Annotated in this window: 21 protein-coding genes and 1 tRNA gene; 11 read left to right on the top strand and 11 right to left on the bottom strand. The window is 72.8% G+C overall.

Annotation, left to right across the window (positions count from 1 at the left end):
* Positions 1 to 58: 58 nt before the first annotated feature.
* On the bottom strand, positions 59 to 1,159 hold the full coding sequence (locus tag ACFRCR_RS05825; RefSeq protein ID WP_377676092.1) for a LacI family DNA-binding transcriptional regulator: 1,101 nt from the start codon (positions 1,157 to 1,159) through the stop codon (positions 59 to 61).
* A 155-nt stretch (positions 1,160 to 1,314) separates the two neighbouring features.
* On the opposite strand from ACFRCR_RS05825, the gene ACFRCR_RS05820 reads away from it, so the two are divergent.
* The 3 genes from ACFRCR_RS05820 to ACFRCR_RS05810 are packed head-to-tail and all read left to right on the top strand — an operon-like array spanning position 1,315 to position 5,385.
* Positions 1,315 to 2,814: an MFS transporter gene (locus ACFRCR_RS05820; protein WP_377676091.1), complete on the top strand. Its 1,500-nt coding sequence runs from the start codon at positions 1,315 to 1,317 to the stop codon at positions 2,812 to 2,814.
* The gene (locus ACFRCR_RS05815; RefSeq protein WP_377676090.1) at positions 2,811 to 4,112 is read left to right on the top strand and encodes an MFS transporter; all 1,302 of its coding nucleotides are present in this window, start codon (positions 2,811 to 2,813) and stop codon (positions 4,110 to 4,112) included. The genes ACFRCR_RS05820 and ACFRCR_RS05815 overlap by 4 nt, the downstream gene beginning before the upstream one ends.
* Positions 4,113 to 4,167: 55 nt before the next feature.
* Positions 4,168 to 5,385: a UDP-N-acetylmuramate dehydrogenase gene (locus ACFRCR_RS05810; RefSeq protein ID WP_377676089.1), complete on the top strand. Its 1,218-nt coding sequence runs from the start codon at positions 4,168 to 4,170 to the stop codon at positions 5,383 to 5,385.
* 21 nt (positions 5,386 to 5,406) lie between these two features.
* On the opposite strand, the gene ACFRCR_RS05805 is transcribed toward ACFRCR_RS05810, so the two are convergent.
* Positions 5,407 to 6,318: a L,D-transpeptidase family protein gene (locus ACFRCR_RS05805; protein WP_377676088.1), complete on the bottom strand. Its 912-nt coding sequence runs from the start codon at positions 6,316 to 6,318 to the stop codon at positions 5,407 to 5,409.
* Positions 6,319 to 6,509: 191 nt separating this feature from the next.
* Entirely contained in the window at positions 6,510 to 6,914 is a 405-nt protein-coding gene (locus ACFRCR_RS05800) for a GntR family transcriptional regulator (protein ID WP_377676087.1), read from the bottom strand.
* A 193-nt stretch (positions 6,915 to 7,107) separates the two neighbouring features.
* Here ACFRCR_RS05800 and ACFRCR_RS05795 point away from each other — a divergent pair, with 193 nt between their 5' ends.
* Together ACFRCR_RS05795 and ACFRCR_RS05790 are read left to right on the top strand one after the other, a co-directional pair.
* Positions 7,108 to 8,460, top strand: coding sequence for a phosphotransferase family protein (locus ACFRCR_RS05795; protein WP_377676086.1), 1,353 nt, complete (start codon positions 7,108 to 7,110; stop codon positions 8,458 to 8,460).
* A 14-nt stretch (positions 8,461 to 8,474) separates the two neighbouring features.
* Complete coding sequence (locus ACFRCR_RS05790; protein ID WP_377676085.1) at positions 8,475 to 8,789, top strand: hypothetical protein; 315 nt, start codon at positions 8,475 to 8,477, stop codon at positions 8,787 to 8,789.
* A 133-nt stretch (positions 8,790 to 8,922) separates the two neighbouring features.
* Here ACFRCR_RS05790 and ACFRCR_RS05785 read toward each other — a convergent pair whose 3' ends face one another.
* The 8 genes from ACFRCR_RS05785 to ACFRCR_RS05750 all read right to left on the bottom strand — a co-directional run bounded on the left by ACFRCR_RS05785 (position 8,923) and on the right by ACFRCR_RS05750 (position 16,840).
* The gene (locus ACFRCR_RS05785; protein WP_377676084.1) at positions 8,923 to 9,591 is read right to left on the bottom strand and encodes a response regulator transcription factor; all 669 of its coding nucleotides are present in this window, start codon (positions 9,589 to 9,591) and stop codon (positions 8,923 to 8,925) included.
* Positions 9,588 to 11,192: a sensor histidine kinase gene (locus ACFRCR_RS05780; protein WP_377676083.1), complete on the bottom strand. Its 1,605-nt coding sequence runs from the start codon at positions 11,190 to 11,192 to the stop codon at positions 9,588 to 9,590. The genes ACFRCR_RS05785 and ACFRCR_RS05780 overlap by 4 nt, the downstream gene beginning before the upstream one ends.
* Complete coding sequence (locus tag ACFRCR_RS05775) at positions 11,192 to 11,641, bottom strand: hypothetical protein (RefSeq protein ID WP_377676082.1); 450 nt, start codon at positions 11,639 to 11,641, stop codon at positions 11,192 to 11,194. Before ACFRCR_RS05775 ends, ACFRCR_RS05780 begins: the two co-directional genes overlap by 1 nt.
* An 89-nt stretch (positions 11,642 to 11,730) precedes the next feature.
* Positions 11,731 to 12,801, bottom strand: a complete 1,071-nt coding sequence (locus ACFRCR_RS05770) for an adenosine deaminase (protein ID WP_377676081.1) — start codon at positions 12,799 to 12,801, stop codon at positions 11,731 to 11,733.
* Positions 12,802 to 12,875: 74 nt separating this feature from the next.
* On the bottom strand, positions 12,876 to 13,508 hold the full coding sequence (locus tag ACFRCR_RS05765; RefSeq protein WP_377676093.1) for a response regulator: 633 nt from the start codon (positions 13,506 to 13,508) through the stop codon (positions 12,876 to 12,878).
* 92 nt (positions 13,509 to 13,600) lie between these two features.
* Complete coding sequence (locus ACFRCR_RS05760) at positions 13,601 to 14,992, bottom strand: sensor histidine kinase (protein WP_377676080.1); 1,392 nt, start codon at positions 14,990 to 14,992, stop codon at positions 13,601 to 13,603.
* A complete protein-coding gene (locus ACFRCR_RS05755; RefSeq protein ID WP_377676079.1) occupies positions 14,979 to 15,833 on the bottom strand; it encodes an ABC transporter permease in 855 nt (284 codons plus the stop codon). The genes ACFRCR_RS05760 and ACFRCR_RS05755 overlap by 14 nt, the downstream gene beginning before the upstream one ends.
* Entirely contained in the window at positions 15,830 to 16,840 is a 1,011-nt protein-coding gene (locus ACFRCR_RS05750) for an ABC transporter ATP-binding protein (protein ID WP_377676078.1), read from the bottom strand. The genes ACFRCR_RS05755 and ACFRCR_RS05750 overlap by 4 nt, the downstream gene beginning before the upstream one ends.
* A 395-nt stretch (positions 16,841 to 17,235) precedes the next feature.
* Here ACFRCR_RS05750 and ACFRCR_RS05745 point away from each other — a divergent pair.
* From ACFRCR_RS05745 to ACFRCR_RS05720, 6 genes are all read left to right on the top strand, one after another.
* Positions 17,236 to 17,308: transfer RNA gene (locus ACFRCR_RS05745), tRNA-Trp, on the top strand.
* A gap of 104 nt (positions 17,309 to 17,412) precedes the next feature.
* Positions 17,413 to 17,688 (top strand): preprotein translocase subunit SecE, encoded by a 276-nt coding sequence (gene secE / locus ACFRCR_RS05740; protein ID WP_377676077.1) that lies wholly within the window; start codon positions 17,413 to 17,415, stop codon positions 17,686 to 17,688.
* A gap of 126 nt (positions 17,689 to 17,814) precedes the next feature.
* Entirely contained in the window at positions 17,815 to 18,630 is an 816-nt protein-coding gene (gene nusG / locus ACFRCR_RS05735; protein WP_377676076.1) for a transcription termination/antitermination protein NusG, read from the top strand.
* Between the two features lie 73 nt (positions 18,631 to 18,703).
* Complete coding sequence (rplK, locus tag ACFRCR_RS05730) at positions 18,704 to 19,135, top strand: 50S ribosomal protein L11 (protein WP_138825569.1); 432 nt, start codon at positions 18,704 to 18,706, stop codon at positions 19,133 to 19,135.
* A gap of 154 nt (positions 19,136 to 19,289) precedes the next feature.
* Entirely contained in the window at positions 19,290 to 20,006 is a 717-nt protein-coding gene (gene rplA, locus ACFRCR_RS05725) for a 50S ribosomal protein L1 (protein ID WP_030151953.1), read from the top strand.
* Positions 20,007 to 20,320: 314 nt separating this feature from the next.
* Positions 20,321 to 22,363 carry an alkaline phosphatase family protein gene (locus ACFRCR_RS05720; protein WP_377676075.1) on the top strand — a complete coding sequence of 681 codons (2,043 nt, stop codon included), beginning with the start codon at positions 20,321 to 20,323 and terminating at the stop codon, positions 22,361 to 22,363.
* Positions 22,364 to 22,449: the final 86 nt, after the last annotated feature.

The following is a 22,449-nucleotide window of genomic DNA, read 5'->3' as shown; positions in this document are numbered from 1 at the left end:
CTCCCGGGTGGGAGAGGCGCCCTTCGTGCGTCACGGGCCGCCCCGCGGGAGGTGGAGGTCAGGCGCTCGGCGCGGGTCCCGTCGTGGTGCCGGGCACGAGCTCTACGTCGAGCATGACGGTCTCCGGCTCCTTCCCTGCGAGGAGCGCGACGACCGCGTTCCCCAGCTGCGCGCCCTTCTCGGCGAGGGGCTGGTGGACGCTCGTGAGGGTGTCGGGGCTGAGCCAGGGGAGGTCCAGCCCGTCGAAGCCGGCGACCGACAGGTCCTCGGGCACGCGCAGCCCGAGCTCCTTGGCGCCGAGGATCGCGCCCGCGGCGAGCAGGTCCGAGTGGGCGATGATCGCGGTCGGGCGCTCGTCGGCGGGGACCCACGTGCCGAGGATCTCGACGGCGGCCGCGTGCCCGTGCTCGACGAGCGACGCCTCGGTCTCCCAGGAGATGAGGGGCTCGACGACGTCGCGCACCCCGGTGAGCCGGTTGATGGTGGGGGTGCGGTCTGCCTGGGCGAGACGCTCGGCGTCGACGACCCCGCTGCGGCGCGAGTTGTCGAGGGGGAGCGAGATCTCGGCGATGCGCGTGTGGCCGAGGTCGACGAGGTGGCGGACGACCTCGGCGGTGCCGCGCCGGTCCTCGATGCCGACGAGCGGCGTGCCGGGGACGGGGCGTCCTTCGCCGATCACGACGGGCACGCCGCGGCGCTGGAGGGCGGCGAGGGTCGCGTCGTCGGTCCCGACCCCCCACACGAGGACCGCGACGTCCATCGCGGCGCTCTCGATGAGGGGGTCGACCGCGCGGGACGGGTCGTCGGAGGGGATGCCGGGGATGAGGAGCACGCCGAGGCCGCTTGTCCCGAGCGTGGAGACCAGCCCGTCGAGCACCTGGACGGCGACGGGGTCGCGGAACGCGCGCTTGAGCTGGTCGCCGATGACGACGCCGACGATCCCGGACTTCCCCGAGCGCAGCTGGCGCCCGAGCGGGTTGGGGCCGGTGTAGCCGAGCTCGTCGGCCGCGGCCATGACGCGGTCGCGGGTCTCGGGGGTGATGGGGCCCGCGCCGGAGAAGGCGAGGGACGCGGTGGAGACGGACACCCCGGCGAGCGCGGCGACGCGGGCGAGGGTCGGGCGGCCTGGCGGCCTGGGTGCCTGCTCGGTCTCGGTCATCGTTGCCCCTCTGCCGGTGTTCTGGACGTTCTCGGATCCGGCGTGGCGCGCGGAAAGGTGTTTGACGGCGCGGCCAGACTACCCGCAGAATTGACCCCATGTCTCGAATCGTTTCGAAGGCCACCCCCGACGCAGGAATCGAATCGATTCGACCCGTGCTCGACCCCGGCCTCTCCCGTGCCCGTTGGTCCCTCCTGGGGATCTTCCTGCTCAACGGCATCACCATGTCGAGCTGGCTCGCCCGCATCCCGTCCGTCCGCGACGCGCTCGACATGACGCCCAAGGACCTGGGCTTCGTGCTGCTCGCCGGCGCGATCGGCGCCCTGATGACCGTCACGCTGGCCGGCCCGATCGTCAACCGCTTCGGCGGCAAGGCGACCATGCTCGCCTCGACGGGCTTCTTCGCCGCGGCGCTCGTGCTGCTCGGCGTCGGCCCGGCCACGGGCTCGGTCGCGCTGCTCGCCGCGGGCATCTTCCTCAACGGTGTGGCGTTCTCGCTCGGCAACGTCCCCATGAACGTCGAGAGCGCGAGCGTGGAGCGCCGCACGGGACGCACGATCCTGCCGCAGTTCCACGCGGCCTTCAGCATCGGCGCGGTCGTCGGGTCGCTCGTCGGTGCGGCGAGCGCCGCGGGCGACGTCCCGGTCCTCGTGCAGTTCGTGGGCACGGCCGTCGTCGCGACGGTCTGGCGCCTGGTGAGCATCCCGATGTTCATCCACGCGACGCCGCCGCGCCCGCGCGTCGAGGGGCGCCTGGGCGACGCGAGCCCCGACGGCGTCGAGGCGGCTGCCGCCCTGCACCCGCGCTCGCGTCGGGTGCGGCTCGGCGCCGCGCTGAGCGCGTGGCGCGAGCCGCGCACCCTGCTGATCGGCTTGGTCATCATGGCCGCGGCGCTGTCCGAGGGGTCGGCGAACGACTGGCTGTCCCTCGCCGTGGTCGACGGGTTCGACCAGACCGAGGCCGTCGGTGCCGTGGTGTTCGGTGCGTTCGTCGGGGCCATGACGGTCATGCGACTGCTGGGGACGCGCCTCATCGACCGCTACGGGCGCGTCGTCGTGCTGCGGTTCTCGGGTGTGGCCTCGATCGGCGGCCTGCTGCTCTTCGGATTCGCCCCCAACCTGCCGCTGGCCGGGGTCGGCGTGCTCGCCTGGGGCCTGGGTGCTGCCCTCGCAGTCCCGATCGGCATCGCCGCGGCCTCCGACGAGCCGCTCCAGGCCGCGAGCCGTGTCTCGGTCGTCTCGGCGTTCTCGTCGATGGCCTCGCTCGCCGCGCCGCCGCTGCTCGGCATCGCCGCGGAGACCATGGGGGCGCGGCACGCGCTCGTGCTCATCGTGGTCGCGATGGTCGTCAGCGTGCTCCTCTCGACCAAGGTCGCGCCGCTCTCCCCGAGCGCACCGTCGCACCCCCTGCCCGACGACGGCGCTCCCGTCCCCGTGCCGGGGCGCGTCGTGCGGACGGTCGGGGAGGGCGGCCGCACCTCCGACGTCCAGCGAGCGGAGCCTGACCGCGTGGTAAGCAATCACCCGGTACCGTCGACCGTGCGCGCCCGCCGGCGCCGGACGGTCCGACGGCACACCGCCGCCGACCCCGCTCCGACGGCTCCGCCCGCACCGACCAGCCCGACCTCCCACCGACGCGAGGAGACCTCCGCATGACCACCCCGCCCTCGCCGCTCCCCGGCGGCCAGAGCGCCGTGAGCGCTTCCCGAGCCGTCCAGGCGGCCACCTGGTCCGTCTTCGCGGTGTTCTTCCTCAACGGGTTCAACTTCGCGAGCTGGGCCTCGCGCCTGCCGGCGGTCCGCGACGCGCTCGGGCTCAGCGAGGGCAGCATGGGCCTCCTGCTGCTCTTCGCCGCCGTCGGGTCGCTCCTCGCGCTGCCGCTCGCGGGCATGGTCGTGCAACGGATCGGCGCGTCACGCGCCGTCCTGCTCTTCGCCGCGGTCAACGTGGCCGGTCTCGTCGTCGCCGTGACCGGGGTGTCCCAGGGATCGGTCGACGTCGTGCGAGCCGGACTGTTCCTCTTCGGGATCGGGACCGGCGTCTGGGACGCCGCCATGAACATCGAGGGAGCGGCGGTCGAGCAGCGTCTCGGCAAGGCGATCATGCCCCGCTTCCACGCGGGCTTCTCGTTCGGCACCATGGCGGGAGCCGGTGTCGGCGCCCTGGCCGCGTTGGCGGCCGTGCCCGTCCAGTGGCACCTCGCGGTCGCGCTCGCGCTCAGCCTCCTGGGCGTCGTGTGGTGCGTGCGGTCCTTCCTGCCCGCGGGCGACGTCCAGACCGACGCGACGCCGTCGGGCGTCGAGGACGCCGCCGGGGAGGACCCGGCGACCGCCGTCCACTCGTCGAAGGGCGCGCGGAGCGCCCTCGCGGCCTGGCGTGAGCCGCGGACCCTGCTGATCGGCCTCGTCGTCCTGGCCGCGGCACTGACCGAGGGCGCGGCCAACGACTGGGTCGGGCTCGCGGTCGTCGACGGCTTCGGCACCTCGGACGCGATGGGCGCCGTGGGGCTCGGGATCTTCCTGACGGCCATGACGGGCATGAGACTGCTCGGCACGGGCCTGCTCGACCGCTTCGGGCGCGTGGCCGTGCTGCGGATCTCCGCGGGCCTCGCGTTCGTGGGCCTGCTCGTGTTCACCCTCGTGCCCAACCTGTGGGTCGCGCTCGTCGGCGTGGTCCTGTGGGGCATGGGCGCGGCGCTCGGCTTCCCCGTCGGGATGAGCGCTGCCTCGGACGACCCCGCGCACGCCGCCGTCCGGGTCAGCGTCGTCTCGACGATCGGGTACTCGGCCTTCTTCGTCGGCCCCCCGCTCATCGGGTTCCTCGCCGAGCACATCGGCGGCTACCGACCGGCACTGCTGGTCATCGCGGTGCCGCTCGTGATCGGGCTGCTCGTCGTCAACGCGGCCAAGCCGCTGCCGACGGCCGCGGGCGGCGGGGGCTCGGTGGCGCACTGAGCATCCCGTGTCCTTGCCCGCCGGACGACGAGACCCGGCGAACTAGGCTGGACCCATGACCGCCACCCCTGCACGCCGCGTGTCCGCCGTCGAAGCCGTCGCCGAGGGCGGCGCCTCCGGGGCCGGTGAGGTGCTCGCCCAACCGGCGCTCGCCGAGCTGACGACGCTGCGCGTCGGCGGCCCCGCGGACGCCTACGTCGAGGCCACGACCGAGGCAGAGCTCGTCGACGCCGTCCGCGCGGCCGACGACGCGGGCGAGCCGCTCCTGGTGATCGGCGGCGGGTCCAACCTGCTCGTGAGCGACGAGGGCTTCGGCGGCGTCGTGGTGCGGGACGTGCGTGCCGAGATCCGCGTCGACGCCGAGGACACGTGCGGTGGCGGGAGCATGACGGTCACGGCGGGCCAGGACTGGGACCAGCTCGTGGAGCGAGCCGTGGCCCAGGAGTGGGTCGGGATCGAGGCGCTGTCCGGCATCCCCGGCACGGTCGGGGCGGCCCCGGTCCAGAACATCGGCGCGTACGGCCAGGAGGTCGCCGGGGTCGTGGCCTCGGTGCGCGTGTGGGACCGTGCGGAGTCGAGGATCCGGAACCTCCCGCTGATCGACCTCGCGTTCGGCTACCGCACCTCGCTCCTCAAGCGCAGCATGCACGCCTCGCCCGAGGGCGGCGACATCTGGTACCCGTCCCCGCGCTACGTCGTGCTCGAGGTCAACCTCCAGATGCGGCTCGGGACGCTGTCCGCCCCGATCGCCTACCCCGAGCTCGCGCGCCGCCTGGGAGTCCAGGTGGGCGAGCGGGCGCCGAGCGCCGAGGTGCGCGCCGCGGTGCTCGAGCTGCGCGGGGGCAAGGGCATGCTGCTCGACGACCCGACGGCCCCCGACCACGACCGCTGGAGCGCGGGCTCGTTCTTCACCAACCCCGTCGTCGCCGCGGACCAGGCCGACCTGCTGCCGGCCGACGCGCCGCGCTTCCCGGTCCGCTCCGCGCTGCCGTCCCGCACGACCGGCCCGAGCCTGGGCGAGGTCGACCCGACGCTCGTCAAGACGTCGGCGGCCTGGCTCATCGAGCACGCCGGCTTCACGAAGGGCTTCGGGGTGCACGGCCCGGCGAGCGCCGCGACGCTCTCGACCAAGCACACGCTCGCGCTCACCAACCGTGGCGGGGCGAGCGCGGCGGAGATCGTCGAGCTCGCGCGGGCCGTGCGCGACGGCGTGCTCGACACGTTCGGGATCGAGCTCGTCCCCGAGCCCGTGCTGGTGGGCGTCGCGCTCTGAGGTCTCGCCGGAGCCGCACCCTCAGTAGACGAGCACGGTCGTGCCCTGCGGCGCGCCCCACGAGTCCCAGATCCAGTTCATCGCGCCGTTCGTGACGCGCACGCACCCGTGCGACGCGGGGCTCGGCGGCACCGAGCCGGAGCCGTGCACCGCGATGCCGCCCGTGAAGAACTTGGGCCGCCACATGCTGCCGAGCTCGAGCGACGACTCGTAGTTCGCGTCGACCTGGCGCCCCACCTGGAACGTGCCGCGGGGCGTCCGGGCCGTGTACGTCCTGCCCTTGGCCTCGTACCGCTCACCGTTGCCCGAGGACGCGTTGAAGACCTTGGTGACGTGCCCGTCGTCGACCGCGAGGACGAGCTGGCGGTCGATGTCGATCTCGATGACGTGGCCCGACGTGCTCTGCGCCGACGGTCGGACGCCCTGGTCGAGCGCCGCCTGGGTCGCGGGTCCCACGCGGCCGTCCCGGCTGATGCCCGCGGCCTTCTGCAGCGCCCACACGGCCTGCTGCGTGCCGGGTCCGAAGTCGCCGTCCGGGGTGGCGCCCCAGTAGCCCAGGTCGAGGAGCCGCTGCTGGAGCGCCGTGACGCGCTCACCCGTGCTCCCGCGGACGAGCTCGACGGTCGCCGGGTCCGGCGCGGGCTCGACCGGAGGCGGCTCGACGGGCGGTGGTTCGACGGGCGGCGGCTCGACCGCGGGAGGGGCAGGCTCGACCGTCGGGGTCGGGACCTCGGGGGACGGCGAGGGCGGCACGTTCGGCGTCGTGGTGGGCCGCGGCGTCGCGCGGGGTGAGGACTCCGGGGAAGCCGACTCTGCCGCTCCGGGCCCGCCGTCGACCCGCGGTCCGAGCGCGTCGCACCCGCTGACGAGCAGCATCGCGAGCAGCGCGGCCGTCGCGGCCGCCCAGGTCTTCCGGGTCGATCGATCCCTCATGCACGTTCCCCCTCGACGTGGGGTCCTCCGCGAACCCGCTGTGACCACGGTCCCACGGCCTCGTGGGGCGTGGCGTGCCCAGGGGGCAGGGGTTGCGGAATCGTTGTGAACCCGGTCCGGGGTGCGGCGTGGCGGACCCGGGCCCGCTGCCGGACCGCCCGGCACGCGGGCGTCGCCGGGACCCGCACGACTCAGTCGCCGTGCCGGTGCAGGAGCTCCCCTCGCACGAGGTCGAGGATCGCGTCGTCGTCCAGGCCTGCCTCGCGCACGGACGCCACGAAGGTGCGTGCGGCCTGCCGGGCGACGACGTCGGCGGGTGCCACGCCGTCGGACACGACCGTTCCCGCGCGCCGGCTCGTCGTGGTGACGCCCGCCGCCTCGAGCTCGCGATAGGCGCGCGCGACGGTGCCCGCCGCGAGCCCGAGGTCGGCGGCGAGCGCACGGATCGTCGGAAGGCGGTCGCCGACGAGGAGGCGCTCGGAGGCGACGTGCGCGACTATCTGCGACCGGATCTGCTCGTACGGCGGAACTCCCGAGGCGGGGTCGATCTCGAGGTGCAGCCCGCCGCCCATGGGCAGGTGCTCGGTTGCGGACACGTTCAGGCCCCCTGGAGATCGTGGTCCGGGGCGATCCACGACCACCCGGCCACGGGCCCTTCGACGGCGGCAGTTCTTTGTAGCATCATCTCGATACAATGACAGGGTGCTCCTGCCGATGTCAACGACTGCGTGAGAGGACTCTCACGCAGTCCTCATGTGTGCATCACGGCCGGACGGTGTCCTTGCTCCCATGGACACCGCCGCGCAGCTCCTCACCGGTCCCCGGGCGGGTGACCTCCTGGAGGCGGCGCTCGCGATCGACCACGTGACCCTCGGGTCGTGGCGAGTGCACCAGGTGCACGCCCGCCCCGGCGCCGAGGTGAGCGTGGGGTACGAGGTCACGGTCCGTGGCGACACCGACGGCGCCCGCACCCCGCCCGGGCGCCCGGAGTACCTCGTGGCCACCACCGCGGACCTCCCCCCGGACGTCGTCGAGCGGCGCGGGATCCTGCGCCTCGTGGACGGTGAGCAGACCGTCCACGTGTGGCGCCACCCCGTGGACCCGCTGCTCCCCGGGCTGGCGACGGCCTGCGACCCCGCGGTGCTCACCGACCGGTGGCGCTCGCTCGACCCGCATGCGCCGCTCGTCCTGGGGCTCGACCTCGTGACCTACCGTCCGCTGCGACGCGCGGTGCTCCGCGCACGCACCACCGACGGTGACGTCTACCTCAAGGTGGTCCGCCCGGACCGGGTGACGGACCTCCGCATCCGCCACGACCTCTTCCTCGTCGCGGAGGCAGCCCCCATGGGCTACGCGCTGTCGGCCCCGCCCGCGGCCCCGCGCGTGCTCGCCTCGCTCGGCGAGGGGATCCTCGTGCTCGCCGCGCGTCCCGAGGAGACGCTGGCCTCGGCGATCGCGTCCACCCCGCGTCACGAGCAGCCGCTGACGATCGACCCGCACGAGCTCCTCCGCGCCCTCGTCGCTCTCCCGCAGGACGCGGTCCTGCTCGATCGCCGGGTCGCGTGGGCCGAACGCTCCGAGCACTACGCGCGCGCCGCCGTCGGGCGACTTCCTGGCCATGCCGGTCGCATCGAGGCCCTCGGACGCTCGCTGCGCCGGATCGTTGCCGACCGCGACCCCGGACCCGTGGTCGCGACGCACGGCGACTTCTACGAGGCCAACGTCCTGCTCGTCGGCGGAGCCGGATGCCGTCGTGTCGCCGCGGTCCTGGACGTCGACACCCTGGGTCCCGGCCACCGCATCGACGACCTGGCGTGCATGACGGGCCACCTCGCGGTCCTGGAGACCCTCGCACCCCAGGTCTACCCGGGCGTCCAGGGCCTGGTCGACCGCTGCCTCGCGGTGTTCGGCGAGGCCACCGACCCGATCGGGCTGCGTGCGCGCAGCGCCGGCGTCGTCCTGTCGCTCCTGCCGGGCGCTCCCCGCGAGGCGCTCGCGGAGGCCTGGCTCGGCGTGGCCGAAGAGCTCCTCGCGGGAGCAGAGACGCGTCTGAGAGTCCTCTCACGTCCGGCTCCTGCTCCTCTCACGTCGGGCAGCGACTCTCGTGACGACGGGGCGGCAGCTCGGCCGCTCATCGTCTGAGGAGGTTGGAAGACATGGACGCACGCAGGATCTGGATCGCCACCGGAACGCTCGGAGTGCTCGGCATCGGGCTCGGCGCGACGACGGCCGCCGCGGAGGCGCGCGCCGACGCCGACGCCCCGGCGGTCGTCGAGTCCGGCGACGACGCGACGACGGCGCCAGGCGCAAGCCCGAGCCCGAGCCCTTCGGACCTGGACCCGTCGAGCTCCACGACGACGGTGTCCACCAGCACCGCGGTCTCCGCACAGACCGCGAACACGGCACCCAGCCCGGTGAGCTCGCAGAGCCCGGTCTCGGCACAGACGTCCCCGTCGGCGCCGACCCCCTAGGGGGAGGCGCCCTGGCGGGGCGACTCGGCGGTCGGCGCGTCACCGACCGTACGTGAGAGGGCGGAGGCACACGGGCCTCCGCCCTCTCGTCGTCCCGTGCTCCGGCCAGGCCGACCACGCGACCCCGCAGGGCTCAGGCCGCGGGGTCCGCCAGCCGGTAGCCCATGCCACGCACCGTGACCACGCGCTCGGCACCGAGCTTGTTGCGCAGGTACCGCACGTACACGTCCACGACGTTGGAACCGGGGTCGAAGTCGTAGCCCCACACGCGCGACAGCAGCTGCTCACGGCTCAGGACCTGACCGGGGTTCCGCAGGAACGTCTCGGCCAGCGCGAACTCGCGGGCGGACAGGTCGACCTCGCGATCCTCGGTGCGGGCCCGGCGGGTACGCAGGTCGAGGCTGAGCGAACCGTGCGAGAGCACCGTGACCTCCCCGGCGGGTTCCGTCCGCAGACGCAGTCGGATGCGGGCCAGGAGCTCCTCGAAGCGGAACGGCTTGACCATGTAGTCGTCGGCGCCCCCCTCGAGCCCGGCGACGGTGTCCGTCACGGACGAGCGGGCCGTGAGGATGATGACCGGGATGGTGCTGCGGGATGCGCGCAGGCGGCGCAGGACGGTGAAGCCGTCCTGGTCGGGCAGGCCCAGGTCGAGGATCATCAGGTCGTACTCCCCGGTCCGGGCCAGGTCGTACCCCTCCCGACCGGTGGTCACGGCCGCGCTCGCGTAGCCGGCGGCACGCAGCCCCTTGGTCACGAACGACGAGATCCGGGTCTCGTCCTCGACGACGAGGATCTGGCTCACAGCGATGTCCTTTCACCCTGACGTGCCCGAGAGATGACCGGGATCTCCATGGTGAGGGGGGTCTCGGTCGTGGTGGCGAGCGGCGGCCTCGGGACGGCGTGGGCTCCCCCCGTGCTGCCGTGGTCGGCCGGTTCGGGGACCGGAGGTGCGTGCCCGGGGTCGAGCGGGAGGTCGAGCGTGAAGGTCGAACCGAAACCCCGGGTCGAGGAGACCTCGACCCGCCCCTCGTGCCCTCCGGCGATCGCGCTGACGATCGCGAGGCCGAGCCCCGCGCCGTCGCGGAACGCCGGCTCGCGCTCGGCCTGCGCGAAGCGGACGAAGATGCGTTCGAGCTGGTCGGGGGAGACGCCGATGCCCTCGTCGCGCACCCACAGGCGGATCCGACCGTCGCGGACCGACGAGCCCAGGGTGATCCTGGTGCCGGGCGCGGAGAACTTCACGGCGTTGGACGCGAGCTGCAACCAGGCCTGCGTGAGGCGCTGCTCGTCGACGTGGGCCGTGGCCCCGGTGCGCGCGTCGACGGTCCACCGGCGGTCGCCCAGGAGTCGCGCCTTGTCGAGGATGTCGTCCGTGAGCCGACCGAGGTCGGTCTCCTCGAGCCGTACGAACCCGGGGCTGCCCGCCGTGGCGAGGGTCATGAGGTCGTCGACGAGGCGGTGCATCCGGTCGAGCTCGTCGAGAGCGAGGTCGCGCGTGCTCGCAGCGTCCTCCGGGTCGTCGGGGTCCATGAGCTCGAGGTGCCCCCGCACGATCGTCAGGGGCGTGCGCAGCTCGTGCCCGACGTCGTCGAGGAGCTCGTGCTCGGCGTCGAAGGCCGCGGCCAGGCGGTCAAGCATCTCGTTGAAGGCGTGCGTGAGCTCCGAGACGTCGTCGTTGCCCGTGACGGGGATGCGTTCGGACGTGTGGGTGTCGCTGATGCGCCGAGCGGTCTGGCCCAGGAGCCGCACGGGGCGCAGGAGGCGGCCTGCGACGAGCCAGCCCACTCCGGCGATCAGCAGCAGGGCCACGACGGCGATGACCGCGTAGGTGCGGAAGACCTGGTCGAACTCGGCGTGCTCGGCGCTGCGGTCGAATGCCAGGACGAGCGCGGACGGGACGTCGCCGTCGGTCACGGGCACGACGAGGACCCGGTAGCTCGAGCGCGGGGTCGTGATCTCGCGCAGCACCACGTCCTGCCCGGTCGTGAGGGGTTCGAGCGCGTCCATGAGGACCTCGTCGTCCTCGAGCCGCAGAGGCACGGGCGACGCCGCGATCCACTGGGCGCGTCCCGCGCGGAAGCCCACCATGCCCTCGTGCGGGGCGGGGACGGTCTGTCGCATCGCGGTGTTCACGAGGTCGTCCGACGACGTGAAGCGCTCACCGGTCGCGGGGTGCACACCTTCGTGGGCGAGCGCCTCGAACTCCTCGAGGGAGCGCATGAGCGACTGGTCCATGCGGTCGTCCACGTGCGCGCGCTGGGCCGTGTAGGCGACCCCGCCCGCGATGATCAGGCCGAGCGCGGCCAGGGCCAGGACCGCCCCGAGGATCCGGGCGCGGACCGTCTGGAGCCTGGAGGGCGCGCGGCGGGGCGCGGGCTCGGTGCCCTGGGTGTGCTGCGCCATCATCCGTTCCCTGTGTCTGGGGTCCACATGCCGTCGTCGTACTCGTCGGACGGGCGGTACATGCCGTCGTCGTACTGGTCGTCGGGGTGGTACATGCCGTCGTCGTAGGGCTGTTCGGGGGTCTTGCCGACCGTGTCCGTGCCGCTGCGTGGCGGCGCGGGCTGCACGGGGACGAGCGGCGAGCTCGGCGTCACCGGCTCGCCGTCGATGCCGTCGATGCTGCCGTCGTCGTCGCCGCCGCCGTCCGGCTCGTCGTCGGTCTCGTCGGGCGGTGGCGTGGGGGTCGGAGACGGCAGGGTGGTCTCCTGGGGGGTGGGGGCGGGAGTGAGGACGACGAGCCCCCGCAGGTCACGGTCCGGGGGGCTCGCGGAGACGATGGCGACGGCGCCCGCGCCCGCACCGAGTGCGACCAGCACGAGCGTGATCACCCACACCGTCGTCCGTCGCATGGCGCGAGTATCTCGGGTACGCATGAGAGACGGATGAGAGCGTGTGTCACCCGGGGCCGCGCCGTCCGCCCCGTCGTCGGCCCCTCGTGTCACCGCCCCGACCGCCCGCCTCCGGCGACGGGAGCACCCGTCGGCGCGGCAGGGTCCTCGGCGAGCCAGGCGTCGACGCCGGCGAGCAGCCGGGCGCGCGTGGACGCCCCGGCGCGGCTCGCGCGGATCGAGGACCGGGCCAGGTCGGCGAGGTCCTCGTCGGTGAACCCGTGCTCGGTCCGCGCGGACTCGTACTGCGCGACGAGCCGCGAGCCGAAGAGCAAGGGGTCGTCGGCGCCGAGCGCGACCTGCGCCCCCGCGTCGACGAGCGCCCCGAGCGGGACCTGCGCGCCGTCGTCGTACACCCCGAGGGACACGTTCGAGGCGGGGCACACCTCGAGCGCGACCCCGCGCTCGACGACCTGCTCCAGGACCCGCGGGTCCTCGACCGAGCGCACCCCGTGCCCGATCCGGTCGGGGTCGAGGTCCGTGAGCACCTCGGTCACGTGGTCCGGGCCGAGCAGCTCGCCCCCGTGCGGGACGAGCGCGAGTCCCGCACGACGGGCGATCGCGAACGCCGGGCCGAAGGCGGCGGTGTCCCCGCGCCGCTCGTCGTTGCTCAGCCCGAAGCCCAGGACCTCGCCCGGGCCGTCGCCCACGTACTGGGCCGCGAGACGCGCGAGGGTCCGCGCGTCGAGCGGGTGGCGCATGCGCGACGCCGCGACGATCACGCCGACCTCCGTCCCGGTCGCCGCGCTGGCCTCCCGCGCGGCGTCGAGCACGATCTCCACCGCGGGCGAGATGCCTCCCACGAAGGGCGCGTACGACGTCGGGTCGACCTGGATCTCGAGACGGCCCGACCCCTCGGCGGCGTCGTCCTCCGCGGCCTCGAGCACGATCCGGCGCATGTCGGCCTCGGAACGGACGCACGCGCGCGCCGCGTCGTACAGGCGCTGGAACCGGAACCAGCCGCGCTCGGTCGCGGGCAGGCGCAACGGGTCGCCGTCGAGCAGGGCCGACGGGAGCCGTACGCCGTACTGCGCGGCGAGGTCGTGCAGCGTCGCCGGTCGCATGGAACCGGTGAAGTGCAGGTGGAGGTGGGCCTTGGGGAGCTTCGCCAGATCACGCACAGAGGCAGTCTCGCACCCCGCCGTCACCGGCCGAGGGCCCGGTCCGGCCGCCGGTCGGCCCTGACCGGGTGAGATCACGCCCCCGGCAGGATGCCCCGTTCGATCGCGACCGTGACGGCGCGCGTGCGGTCGTCGACCCCGAGCTTGGCGAACGCCCGCAGCAGGTGCGTCTTGACCGTGGCCTCGGAGATGAAGAGCTCGCGCCCGATCGCCGGGTTGCTCAGACCGCGCGCGACGAGGCCCAGGACCTGGGCCTCGCGCGCCGTCAGGCGCTCGCCCGCCCCCCGCACGGTCGTGACGAGCCGCGTCGCGACCGTGGGCGCGAGGACCGTCTCGCCGCGGGCCGCGGCACGGATGCCCGCGACGAGCGCGTCGCGCGGCGTGTCCTTGAGCAGGTACCCCGTCGCGCCGGCCTCGACGGCGCGCAGGATGTCGGTGTCGGTCTCGTACGTCGTGAGCACGACGACGCGCGGTCGCCTCGCCCCCTGCGCGGCGGAGGCGAGGATCTCGGTCGTCGCGCCCACGCCGTCGAGCACGGGCATGCGCAGGTCCATGAGCACGACGTCGGGGCCCAGCTCGCGCGCGAGGGTCACGCCCTCGCGGCCGTCGCCCGCCTCGCCGACGACGACGAGGTCCGGCTCGGCCGTGAGCATCCCGACGAGCCCCGAACGCACCACGGGGTGGTCGTCGACCACGAGGACCCGCACCGGGGGAGCCGACGACGGCGCACCGGCCCCGGTCGCCGCCGCGCCCGCCGGGGCGAAGGCGGGGGAGGGGGTGGGGTGGTCGGCGGGCGAGGTCACGGGTGGCTCCGGGGGAGAGGGGCGGACGGGGGCGGGTCGGCGGGGTGGTCGGCGGGCACGGGCAGCTCGACCCGGACGCTCGTCCCACCACCCGGGGGCGAGAGGACGCGCACCGTGCCGTCGCCCGCGGCGACGCGTTCACGCATGCCGCGCAGACCGAACCCTTCCACGACGCCCGGTCCCAGCCCCCGACCGTCGTCCGTGACCTCGAGGACGACCGTGGCGCCGTCGGGCGCGGTGGCGTCCGGGAGGGCGGGCCCCGCCCCCTCGCCCAGGGAGACGACGACGGAGCTCGCCTGCGCGTGCCGGCGCACGTTCGCCAGGGCCTCCTGCGCCGACCGCAGCAGGACCACGTCCTCGGCGCTGCCCAGCCCGGGGACGGCCGACAGCCGCAGCGTCACCGCGACCCCCGACTCGTCCTCGAAGCGGGCGGCCAGGCGCTCGATCGCCTCGACGAGCGTCGCGCCCTGCAACGGCACGGGGGAGAACGCCGTGACGAGGGAGCGGGCCTCGGCCAGGTTGTCGCGCGCCGTGGTCTCGACGAGGGCGAGCCGGTCCTGGGCCGCGCCCACGTCGTCGCGGTCGAGGTCGGCGCTCGCGGCCTGGGCGAGCATGACGACGCTCGTGAACCCCTGCGCGAGGGTGTCGTGGATCTCGCGGGCCATGCGCTCGCGCTCGGCCGCGACCCCGGCCGCGTGGTGGACCGTCCCGAGCTCGGCCTGCGCGGCGTTGAGATCGTCGACGAGCTGGGCGTGACGGGCCGTCTGGAGCATCGTCTGGCCCACCCAGACCCCGAGCATGGTCGAGAAGGCCAGCGCGACCCCCATCTGCGGAGCCGTCTCGACGAGGGCCTCGCGCGAGAACCCGGACGGGGCCGCGAGCGCGAAGGTCGTGCCCACGGCGAGCAGGGTCGACAGCGCGAGGCTCACCCAGCGGCGCTCCGACAGCATCCAGATCTGGGTGAACGCGACGAACAGCAGGAACGTCCCGAGCTGGTTCTGGATCACCGCGAAGTCGGTCGCGACGATCAGGATCAGCAGGTAGACGACGGCCAGGCGCTGGTCCCGGTCCCGTGCGGCCCGCCGTCCCAGGAACGTGTACGCGAGCAGGATCACCCCGATCGCCCCCAGAGCAAGGGCGAGCCGGTCCGGCTCGACCCCGGCCGAGAGCAGGGCCAGTGCGCTCAGGACCACGACCACGTAGAAGCCGACGTCCCACCACACGACGATCCGGTCCCACGAGCCCTCGACCCTGTCGAGGGCCGAGCCGGGGGCGGTGGCCGAGCCGGGGGCGAGGGGGACGGGCGCGTCCGTGGCGGCCGAGCCGGAGGGCCCCGCCGCCACGGACCCCGTCGCCGGGCGGTCCACCGGGCTCTCAGCCGTCGTCACGCCGCCTCCACCTGAACGTCCGGACCCCCACCACGAGGCCCACGACGAGCCACGCCACCAGTACAGCAGCCGTCGCGCCGTGCTGCCACGACCCGCCCGTCTCGAGGGCCACTGCCTCGGGCGGCAGGAACACCGAGCGCATGCCCTGCGCGAGCCACTTGAGCGGGAAGACCGACGCGACCTGCTGCATCCACGACGGGAGGGCGAAGAACGCGAAGAACACGCCCGAGATGAACTGCAGGACCAGGACCACGGGGGTCACGACGGCGCTTGCGGACTTCCCGGACCGCGGGATCGAGGAGAACGCGACGCCGAGCACCGAGCCGGTCGCGGTGCCGAGCACGAACACCCACGCGAAGGTCCACCAGGCTGAGGCCGTGGTCGGCATCGGGACGTCGAACGCGGTCGCGGCGAGCAGCAGCAGCGCGGCGGTCTGCACGGTCACGGCGATCAGGACCTGCCCGATCTTCCCCAGGAAGTACGAGGTCGCCGGCAGGGGGGTCGCGCGCAGGCGCTTGAGAGTGCCGTCGTCACGCTCGACCGAGATCGAGATCGCGAGGTTCTGGAAGCTCGTGAGCATGACGCCCGTGGCGACCATGCCCGGCAGGAAGTACTGCGTGAACGGGACCGAGCCGGCCCCGTTGCCCTGGTCCTGCTGCCCGAAGACCGTCGCGAAGATCGCCATCATGATGAGCGGGTAGGCCAGGATGAAGATGACCGCGTCACGCTCCCGCAGGAACGCGACCATCTCGATCCAGGTCCGCCGCAGACCGGTGCGGAGGACGCCGGGCAGCGCCCTCCCGGCGGGCAGCGCACGGGTGGGGGCGGTCTGGGTGCTCATCGGGAGGCCTCCTCGGTGACCGGAGCGGACGGGACGGCAGGGGTCGGGGCGTCGTGCGGGGGACCGGGCGGCGCTGCGGCGGACGGGGCCGATCCGGAGGGCACCGAGGGCACGGCCCCGATGAGTTCGAGGTACACGTCCTCGAGGCTCGGCTGGATCACCCGCAGACCGGGCACCTCGCCGTCGGGCCCGGCCAGGCGCGCCGCGAGCGAGGTGACGAGCGCTGTCGGGTGGTCGGTGCGCTCGACGTGCGTGACGCCGTCGGACACCCACCGCACGACGGGGCGCAGCGCGTCGGGCCCGCCCAGGTCGGCCGGCGCCCCGAGGGCGACGACCCTCCCGTCGCGCACGACGGCGGCGCGGTCGGCCAGGTGCGCGGCCTCGTCGAGGTAGTGGGTCGTCAGGAGGATCGTGGTGCCCCCCTCGCGCAGGGCCAGGACGAGGTCCCAGAAGCTGCGGCGGGCCTGCGGGTCGAACCCGGTCGTGGGCTCGTCGAGGAACAGCAGCTCGGGGTCGCCCACGATCCCGAGCGCGACGTCGAGGCGGCGCCGCTGACCGCCCGAGAGCTGGCGGGCACGCGTGGACGCCTTCTCCAGCAGCCCGACGGCGGCGATCACCTCCTCGGGATCGCGCGGGGCAGGGTAGAACGTCGCGAAGTGGTGCACGAGCTCGCGCACCGTGAGCTCGGCCTGGTCGCGCGAGTCCTGCAGCACGACGCCGATGCGGCTGCGCCACGCCCGGCCCGCGAGCGCGGGGTCCTCGCCCAGGACCTGGACCTGGCCGCCGTCGCGCTTGCGGAAGCCCTCGAGGATCTCGACCGTCGTGGTCTTGCCCGCGCCGTTGGGGCCGAGGACCGCGAAGATCTCGCCGCGCTCGACCGTGAGGTCCAGACCGTCGACGGCCTGCTTCACGACGCCGCCGCGCTGCGCGTACCGCTTGGTGAGCGCCCGGACCTCGATGGCCGGGGCGCCCGTTCCTGCTCGGGGAGGTGTCCTGTCTCTGCTCATGGCTCCAGCCTGGTCGGCGCGGTCCCTGCGGCGCGACGACCGGTCGGGGGGACGTGGGGTCCACCGACCGGTGGACCCCGACGGTGACGCTCCCGCCCGCCGAGGGTGCCGCCCGGCCCGTCGAGGGTGCCGGACCCGCCTGCCGAGGGTGCCGCCCGGCCCGTCGAGGGTGACGGCGGGCCCGAACCGTGGACGCCGGGGTGACAGGACAGAGCGGTCCTCTACGCTGGGGGTGAAGGAACGGCGACGAGGGTTGTCGGACGCGGCGCCGGGAGGCGCACGCCGAGGCCGGTTCGACCACGGCGCTCGGTTCGCGTACAGTATTCCTTCGGTGGCAGGTGTCCACCCGATGTTCTCTGCCTTCACGGCAGGTGCACGGGCGGTGCCGATCACGAAGGGCAGTGGCGCAATTGGTAGCGCAGCGGTCTCCAAAACCGCAGGTTGCAGGTTCGAGCCCTGTCTGCCCTGCAAGGCGTCGTCCCTCCCGGGACGTGCGCGTAGTCCGGTAACGGGTTACACCACGAGAGGTCAGCATCGGTTTCGGTTTCAACGTCACGTAGTGGGGATGAACAGTGAGCGAATCGCCATCAGAGGCGCTGGGTGCTGAAGGCGTGCGCGCCGGCGGTGACAAGAAGAAGGGCGACGCGAAGAAGGGCAACATCTTCTCGCGCATCGCGCTCTTCGTCCGCCAGGTGATCGCCGAGCTCAAGAAGGTCGTCACCCCCACTCGTTCCGAGCTGATCACCTACACCACCGTCGTCCTCGTCTTCGTGGCTGTGGTCATGGCGTTCGTGACGGTGCTCGACTTCGGGATCGGCCAGGCCGTCCTGTGGGTCTTCGGGGACTGATCCCTGGAGGGCGCCTCGTGCCGCGAGTCTCTCGCGGCACCGGAGCAGTTCGCGCCCGGAGCGTACGGACCGGTACCGGTCCCGTCAGTTGCATGTTCGCGTAGTCAGCAGAAAGCAGGTTCGTTCGTGTCCCAGGAGTCGCTGGACCAGGCGGAGAACGTCGATCCCACCGAGCCCGTCGCCGAAGGCGCCGAGGCCGAGCTCGACGCGCCCGAGGCTGCCATCGACGAGGTCGAGGCGGACGCAGAGGCGCAGGACACCCCGGACGCCGAGGTGGAGGACGAGGAGTCGGCCGAGGCTGACGACGAGTCCCGCGTCGACGAGGACGGCGACGTCCTCGACGACCTCGACCCCATCGAGGAGTTCAAGAAGGACCTGCGCACCAAGCCTGGTGACTGGTTCGTCATCCACTCCTACGCGGGCTACGAGAACCGTGTGAAGGCCAACCTGGAGAACCGCATCCAGAGCCTGAACATGGAGGACTTCATCTTCCAGATCGAGGTCCCCATGGAAGAGGTCGCGGAGATCAAGAACGCGCAGAAGAAGATCGTCCGTCGCGTCCGCATCCCCGGCTACGTCCTGGTGCGCATGGACCTGACCGACGAGTCATGGGGCGCGGTGCGCCACACGCCCGGCGTCACCGGCTTCGTGGGTCACACCCACCAGCCCGTGCCGCTGACGCACGACGAGGTCTTCTCCATGCTGGCCCCGACGATCGAGCCCAAGGCCGAGGCCGGCAAGCCTGCCGCGACCGCCAAGGCGCCTTTCGAGGTCGACTTCCAGGTCGGCGAGTCGGTCACCGTCACGGACGGTCCGTTCGACACGCTCCCCGCGACGATCTCCGAGATCAACGCCGAGGGCCAGAAGCTCAAGGTCCTCGTCTCCATCTTCGGCCGGGAGACCCCGGTCGAGCTGTCGTTCAACCAGGTCGCCAAGATCTGATCCTGCTCGACAGCACCTGCAACCGGGTCATCGCCCACGGCGTCGGCCCAGACACAGAAAGCACGGAACACTCATGCCTCCCAAGAAGAAGGTCTCTGGGCTGATCAAGCTCCAGATCCAGGCCGGTGCTGCAACTCCCGCCCCGCCGATCGGCCCCGCGCTCGGTCAGCACGGCGTCAACATCATGGAGTTCTGCAAGGCCTACAACGCGGCGACCGAGTCGCAGCGCGGCAACGTCATCCCCGTGGAGATCACGGTCTACGAGGACCGTTCCTTCACCTTCATCACGAAGACGCCGCCGGCCGCCGAGCTGATCAAGAAGGCCGCGGGCGTCGACAAGGGCTCGCCCACGCCGCACACGGTCAAGGTCGCGAAGCTCACCTCTGCGCAGGTGCGCGAGATCGCTCAGACCAAGCTCGAGGACCTCAACGCGAACGACCTCGACGCTGCTGCGCTCATCATCGCGGGCACCGCCCGTTCGATGGGCATCACGGTCGAGGGCTGAGCACCACCCCCTCCGGACCGGTCCTGACCGGTCCTTCGGTCGGCCTCCTGGTCGGCCAGTCATGAATCATCAGGTCCCGGCGGGTTCGCCCGCCGGGACAGTGGCAGGGTCCGCGCGGACCCGTAGACCACGACTGCTCGAGAAGGAGAAGCAGATGGCAACGCGCAGCAAGGCGTACCGCGCCGCAGCGGAGAAGATCGACCGCGACGAGCTCTACACCCCGCTCCAGGCAGTTCGCCTGGCGAAGGAGACCTCGCCCACCAAGTACGACGCGACCGTCGAGGTCGCCTTCCGTCTCGGTGTCGACCCCCGCAAGGCGGACCAGATGGTCCGTGGCACGGTCAACCTCCCCCACGGCACGGGCAAGACCGCTCGCGTCCTGGTCTTCGCGAACGGCGAGAAGGCGGAGCAGGCTCGTGCAGCCGGCGCCGACATCGTCGGTGGCGACGAGCTCATCGAGAAGGTGGCCGCGGGCTTCACGGACTTCGACTCCGCTGTCGCGACCCCGGACCTCATGGGCAAGGTCGGTCGTCTCGGTAAGGTCCTCGGCCCCCGTGGTCTGATGCCGAACCCGAAGACCGGCACCGTCACGATGGACGTCGCGAAGGCTGTCGAGGACATCAAGGGCGGAAAGATCGAGTTCCGCGTCGACAAGCACGCGAACCTCCACTTCATCATCGGCAAGGTCTCGTTCGACGAGAAGGCGCTCGTGGAGAACTACGCCGCAGCGATCGAAGAGGTCCTGCGTCTGAAGCCGTCCTCCTCGAAGGGCCGCTACATCACCAAGGCGACGCTCTCGACCACGATGGGCCCCGGCATTCCGCTGGACCAGTCCAAGGTCTCGAAGCTCCTCGAGGACGACGCGGCCTGATCGCCTCGTTCTTCTGCCCGACGGCGTCTCTCCCCTTCGCGGGGAGGGGCGCCGTCGGTCTTTTGTCGTCCTGGTGCCTGCGCGTGGTCTGCCGGGCGCGGTGACCCGGCACTGAAGGTCGATATGCCGGGTCTGTCCCTCCGGTGACGCGATCTGCAGCGTGTCGGCCGGAGACGTTCACTGTCCCGATCGTCCCGGTTCATCACCGGTCTGCTTGGTGCGGTCAGAGTGATGCCTGTCTGGACAAGTGAGTCTCGCGACGCCGTCCGGACATCACATCCATGACGTGCACCATGACGACTGAAGGGTTGGACATGCGCAAGATCGGACACCTGGCGCTCGCCGGGAGCCTGGCGGCAGGGACGTTCCTCGTGCCGGCGGCCGCGTTCGCGGCCGAGGGAGACGCCCCCGTCCTGCAGGGAACTCGTACGGACAAGACGCTCGTGATCGGCCTGGACGGCGCGCGGCTCGACAAGATCGAGTCCGCCTCGACCCCGAACCTCCACGCGCTCATGCAGCGCGGGACGTACGGGCACAGCCTCCTGTACGCCACGAGCGACGCACCGGAGGTGAGTCAGCGCGGGGCTCAGACCGTGTCGGGCGCGGGATGGTCGACGATCCTCACGGGCGTGTGGACGGACAAGCACAACGTCCGGGACAACTCGTTCGCGGGCAAGAACTACGCGCAGTACCCGAGCTTCCTCGACCGTCTCGAGCAGGTCGACCCGAGCATCGCGACCTTCGCGGCCTCCACCTGGGCGCCGATCACGTCGTCGGCGAGCAACGGGGACATCGTCTCGGCCGGGATCGACCTGCGGCTCGCGACAGGGTCGGACGTCAAGACCGAGCAGGCCGCGGTCACGTACCTCGGGACGCAGAACCCGGACGTGAGCTTCATCCACCTCGACGACATCGACGGCGCGGGCCACAGCCACGGCGCTGACGCCGCGCAGTACACGGCCGAGCTCGAGGTGCAGGACGCTCGCATCGGGCGGATCCTCGCCGCGATCGAGGCTCGCCCCTCCCGCGCGGCGGAGAACTGGAACGTCATCGTGACGGCTGACCACGGGCACCTTCCCACAGGTGGTCACGGCGGCCGGGCCCAGACCGAGCGCGCGACGTTCGTCATCGCGGCGGGTGACGGCATCGCGGCGCGGGGCAGGCAGGAGAACCTCGCGATCACCGACATCGCCCCGACCGTGATGCGTCAGGCAGGCGTGACCGTGGACCCCGCGTGGGGCCTCGACGGCACCTCCATCGGCGACGACGTCACGGACGACTTCGACAGCCTGCGCCCCGCGCTCTCGGGACGCGTCGACGAGACGGGCGTCCCCGCGGGGACGCTCGGCTTCACGACCACGCCGCCGTCCGGCTGGAGCGTGGACAACTCGGCCATGCCGTCAGGTGGTGTGACCGAGTGGCGCGGCTGGTCGTTCACGACGCAGACCTTCTGGTCCGCGGCGGAGCCGGGTCAGGCGCGCGAGAACTTCACGCGCGGACGTGACGTGATCGCGGTCGCGGACTCCGACGAGTGGGACGACAAGAGCCACGGTGCGGGAAGGTTCGACTCGACGCTCGTGACGCCGGCGTACCCGGTGGCGGGCAAGGAGCAGGCCGTGCTGAGCTTCGAGCACTCCTACCGTCACGACCGTGTGCAGGTCGCCGAGGTTCTCGTGAGCTTCGACGGCGGTGCTCCGGTCCAGGTGGCGGCGTTCCCTGCGAGCGACAACGGGAAGCGCACGATCGTGACGGACGTCCCTGCCGGGACGAGGACCGCGCAGTACCGGTTCCACTACAGCGGGACGAACGACTGGTTCTGGGCCCTCGACCAGGTGCGTTTCGCGGCGCAGGGCGGGACCGACCCTGCCGGTTCGGAGGGCGTCGCGCTCCAGGCGGTCGTCGAGGAGCCCGTCGCCGAGGGCAGGCTCACGATGACGGTGGCGAGCGACGGCGCGCCCGTGACGCTCGAAGGCGGCCTCGACGGTGACCACCTGACCTACACCGCGGCCCTGCCCGTGGTGAGCGTCTCCGACACCCGCCGCGAGGCCGCGGGGTGGGCGGTGTCCGGGCAGTCGACCGCGTTCTCCACGGGGACGACGACGTTCGGTGCCGAGCAGCTCGGCTGGACGCCTCGCCTGGTGCTGGGCAAGCCGGGTGTCGTCGTCGGGCAGCGTGTCTCCTCGGTGCTGGGCGGGGGAGCGGGGCTGTCGGTCCCGCAGACCCTCGCCGGCGCCGACGCGATCGGTCGCAAGGGCACGTCCGACGTCACGGCCGACCTCGCTCTCGAGCTCCCGGCCGACACGGCGCCGGGTGCGTACGGTGCGACGCTGACGATGTCGCTCTTCCCCGTCGACTGACCTGCTGTTCTCGGGGTCCCGGCTCACGGGCCACGGGTCGGTGTACAAGCACCGAGCCGTTCGGCTCTCCACTCCCTGGGCGGGGC

This window comes from Oerskovia sp. NPDC056781 (assembly GCF_042789955.1).
GTDB lineage: Bacteria > Actinomycetota > Actinomycetes > Actinomycetales > Cellulomonadaceae > Oerskovia > Oerskovia rustica.
Note: the sequence above shows the minus strand (reverse complement) of the source record. Positions and strands in the feature narration are given on the sequence as shown.

Bases quoted from the DNA above. Each gene is read 5' to 3' on its own strand.
- ACFRCR_RS05780 (WP_377676083.1), bottom strand. From the start codon at position 11,192: ATGGCGCAGCACACCCAGGGCACCGAGCCCGCGCCCCGCCGCGCGCCC.
- ACFRCR_RS05795 (WP_377676086.1), top strand. From the start codon at position 7,108: ATGGACACCGCCGCGCAGCTCCTCACCGGTCCCCGGGCGGGTGACCTC.
- ACFRCR_RS05805 (WP_377676088.1), bottom strand. From the start codon at position 6,318: ATGAGGGATCGATCGACCCGGAAGACCTGGGCGGCCGCGACGGCCGCG.
- ACFRCR_RS05810 (WP_377676089.1), top strand. From the start codon at position 4,168: ATGACCGCCACCCCTGCACGCCGCGTGTCCGCCGTCGAAGCCGTCGCC.
- ACFRCR_RS05750 (WP_377676078.1), bottom strand. From the start codon at position 16,840: ATGAGCAGAGACAGGACACCTCCCCGAGCAGGAACGGGCGCCCCGGCC.
- ACFRCR_RS05755 (WP_377676079.1), bottom strand. From the start codon at position 15,833: ATGAGCACCCAGACCGCCCCCACCCGTGCGCTGCCCGCCGGGAGGGCG.
- ACFRCR_RS05825 (WP_377676092.1), bottom strand. From the start codon at position 1,159: ATGACCGAGACCGAGCAGGCACCCAGGCCGCCAGGCCGCCCGACCCTC.
- rplA (WP_030151953.1), top strand. From the start codon at position 19,290: ATGGCAACGCGCAGCAAGGCGTACCGCGCCGCAGCGGAGAAGATCGAC.
- ACFRCR_RS05720 (WP_377676075.1), top strand. From the start codon at position 20,321: ATGCGCAAGATCGGACACCTGGCGCTCGCCGGGAGCCTGGCGGCAGGG.
- ACFRCR_RS05790 (WP_377676085.1), top strand. From the start codon at position 8,475: ATGGACGCACGCAGGATCTGGATCGCCACCGGAACGCTCGGAGTGCTC.
- ACFRCR_RS05775 (WP_377676082.1), bottom strand. From the start codon at position 11,641: ATGCGACGGACGACGGTGTGGGTGATCACGCTCGTGCTGGTCGCACTC.
- rplK (WP_138825569.1), top strand. From the start codon at position 18,704: ATGCCTCCCAAGAAGAAGGTCTCTGGGCTGATCAAGCTCCAGATCCAG.
- ACFRCR_RS05815 (WP_377676090.1), top strand. From the start codon at position 2,811: ATGACCACCCCGCCCTCGCCGCTCCCCGGCGGCCAGAGCGCCGTGAGC.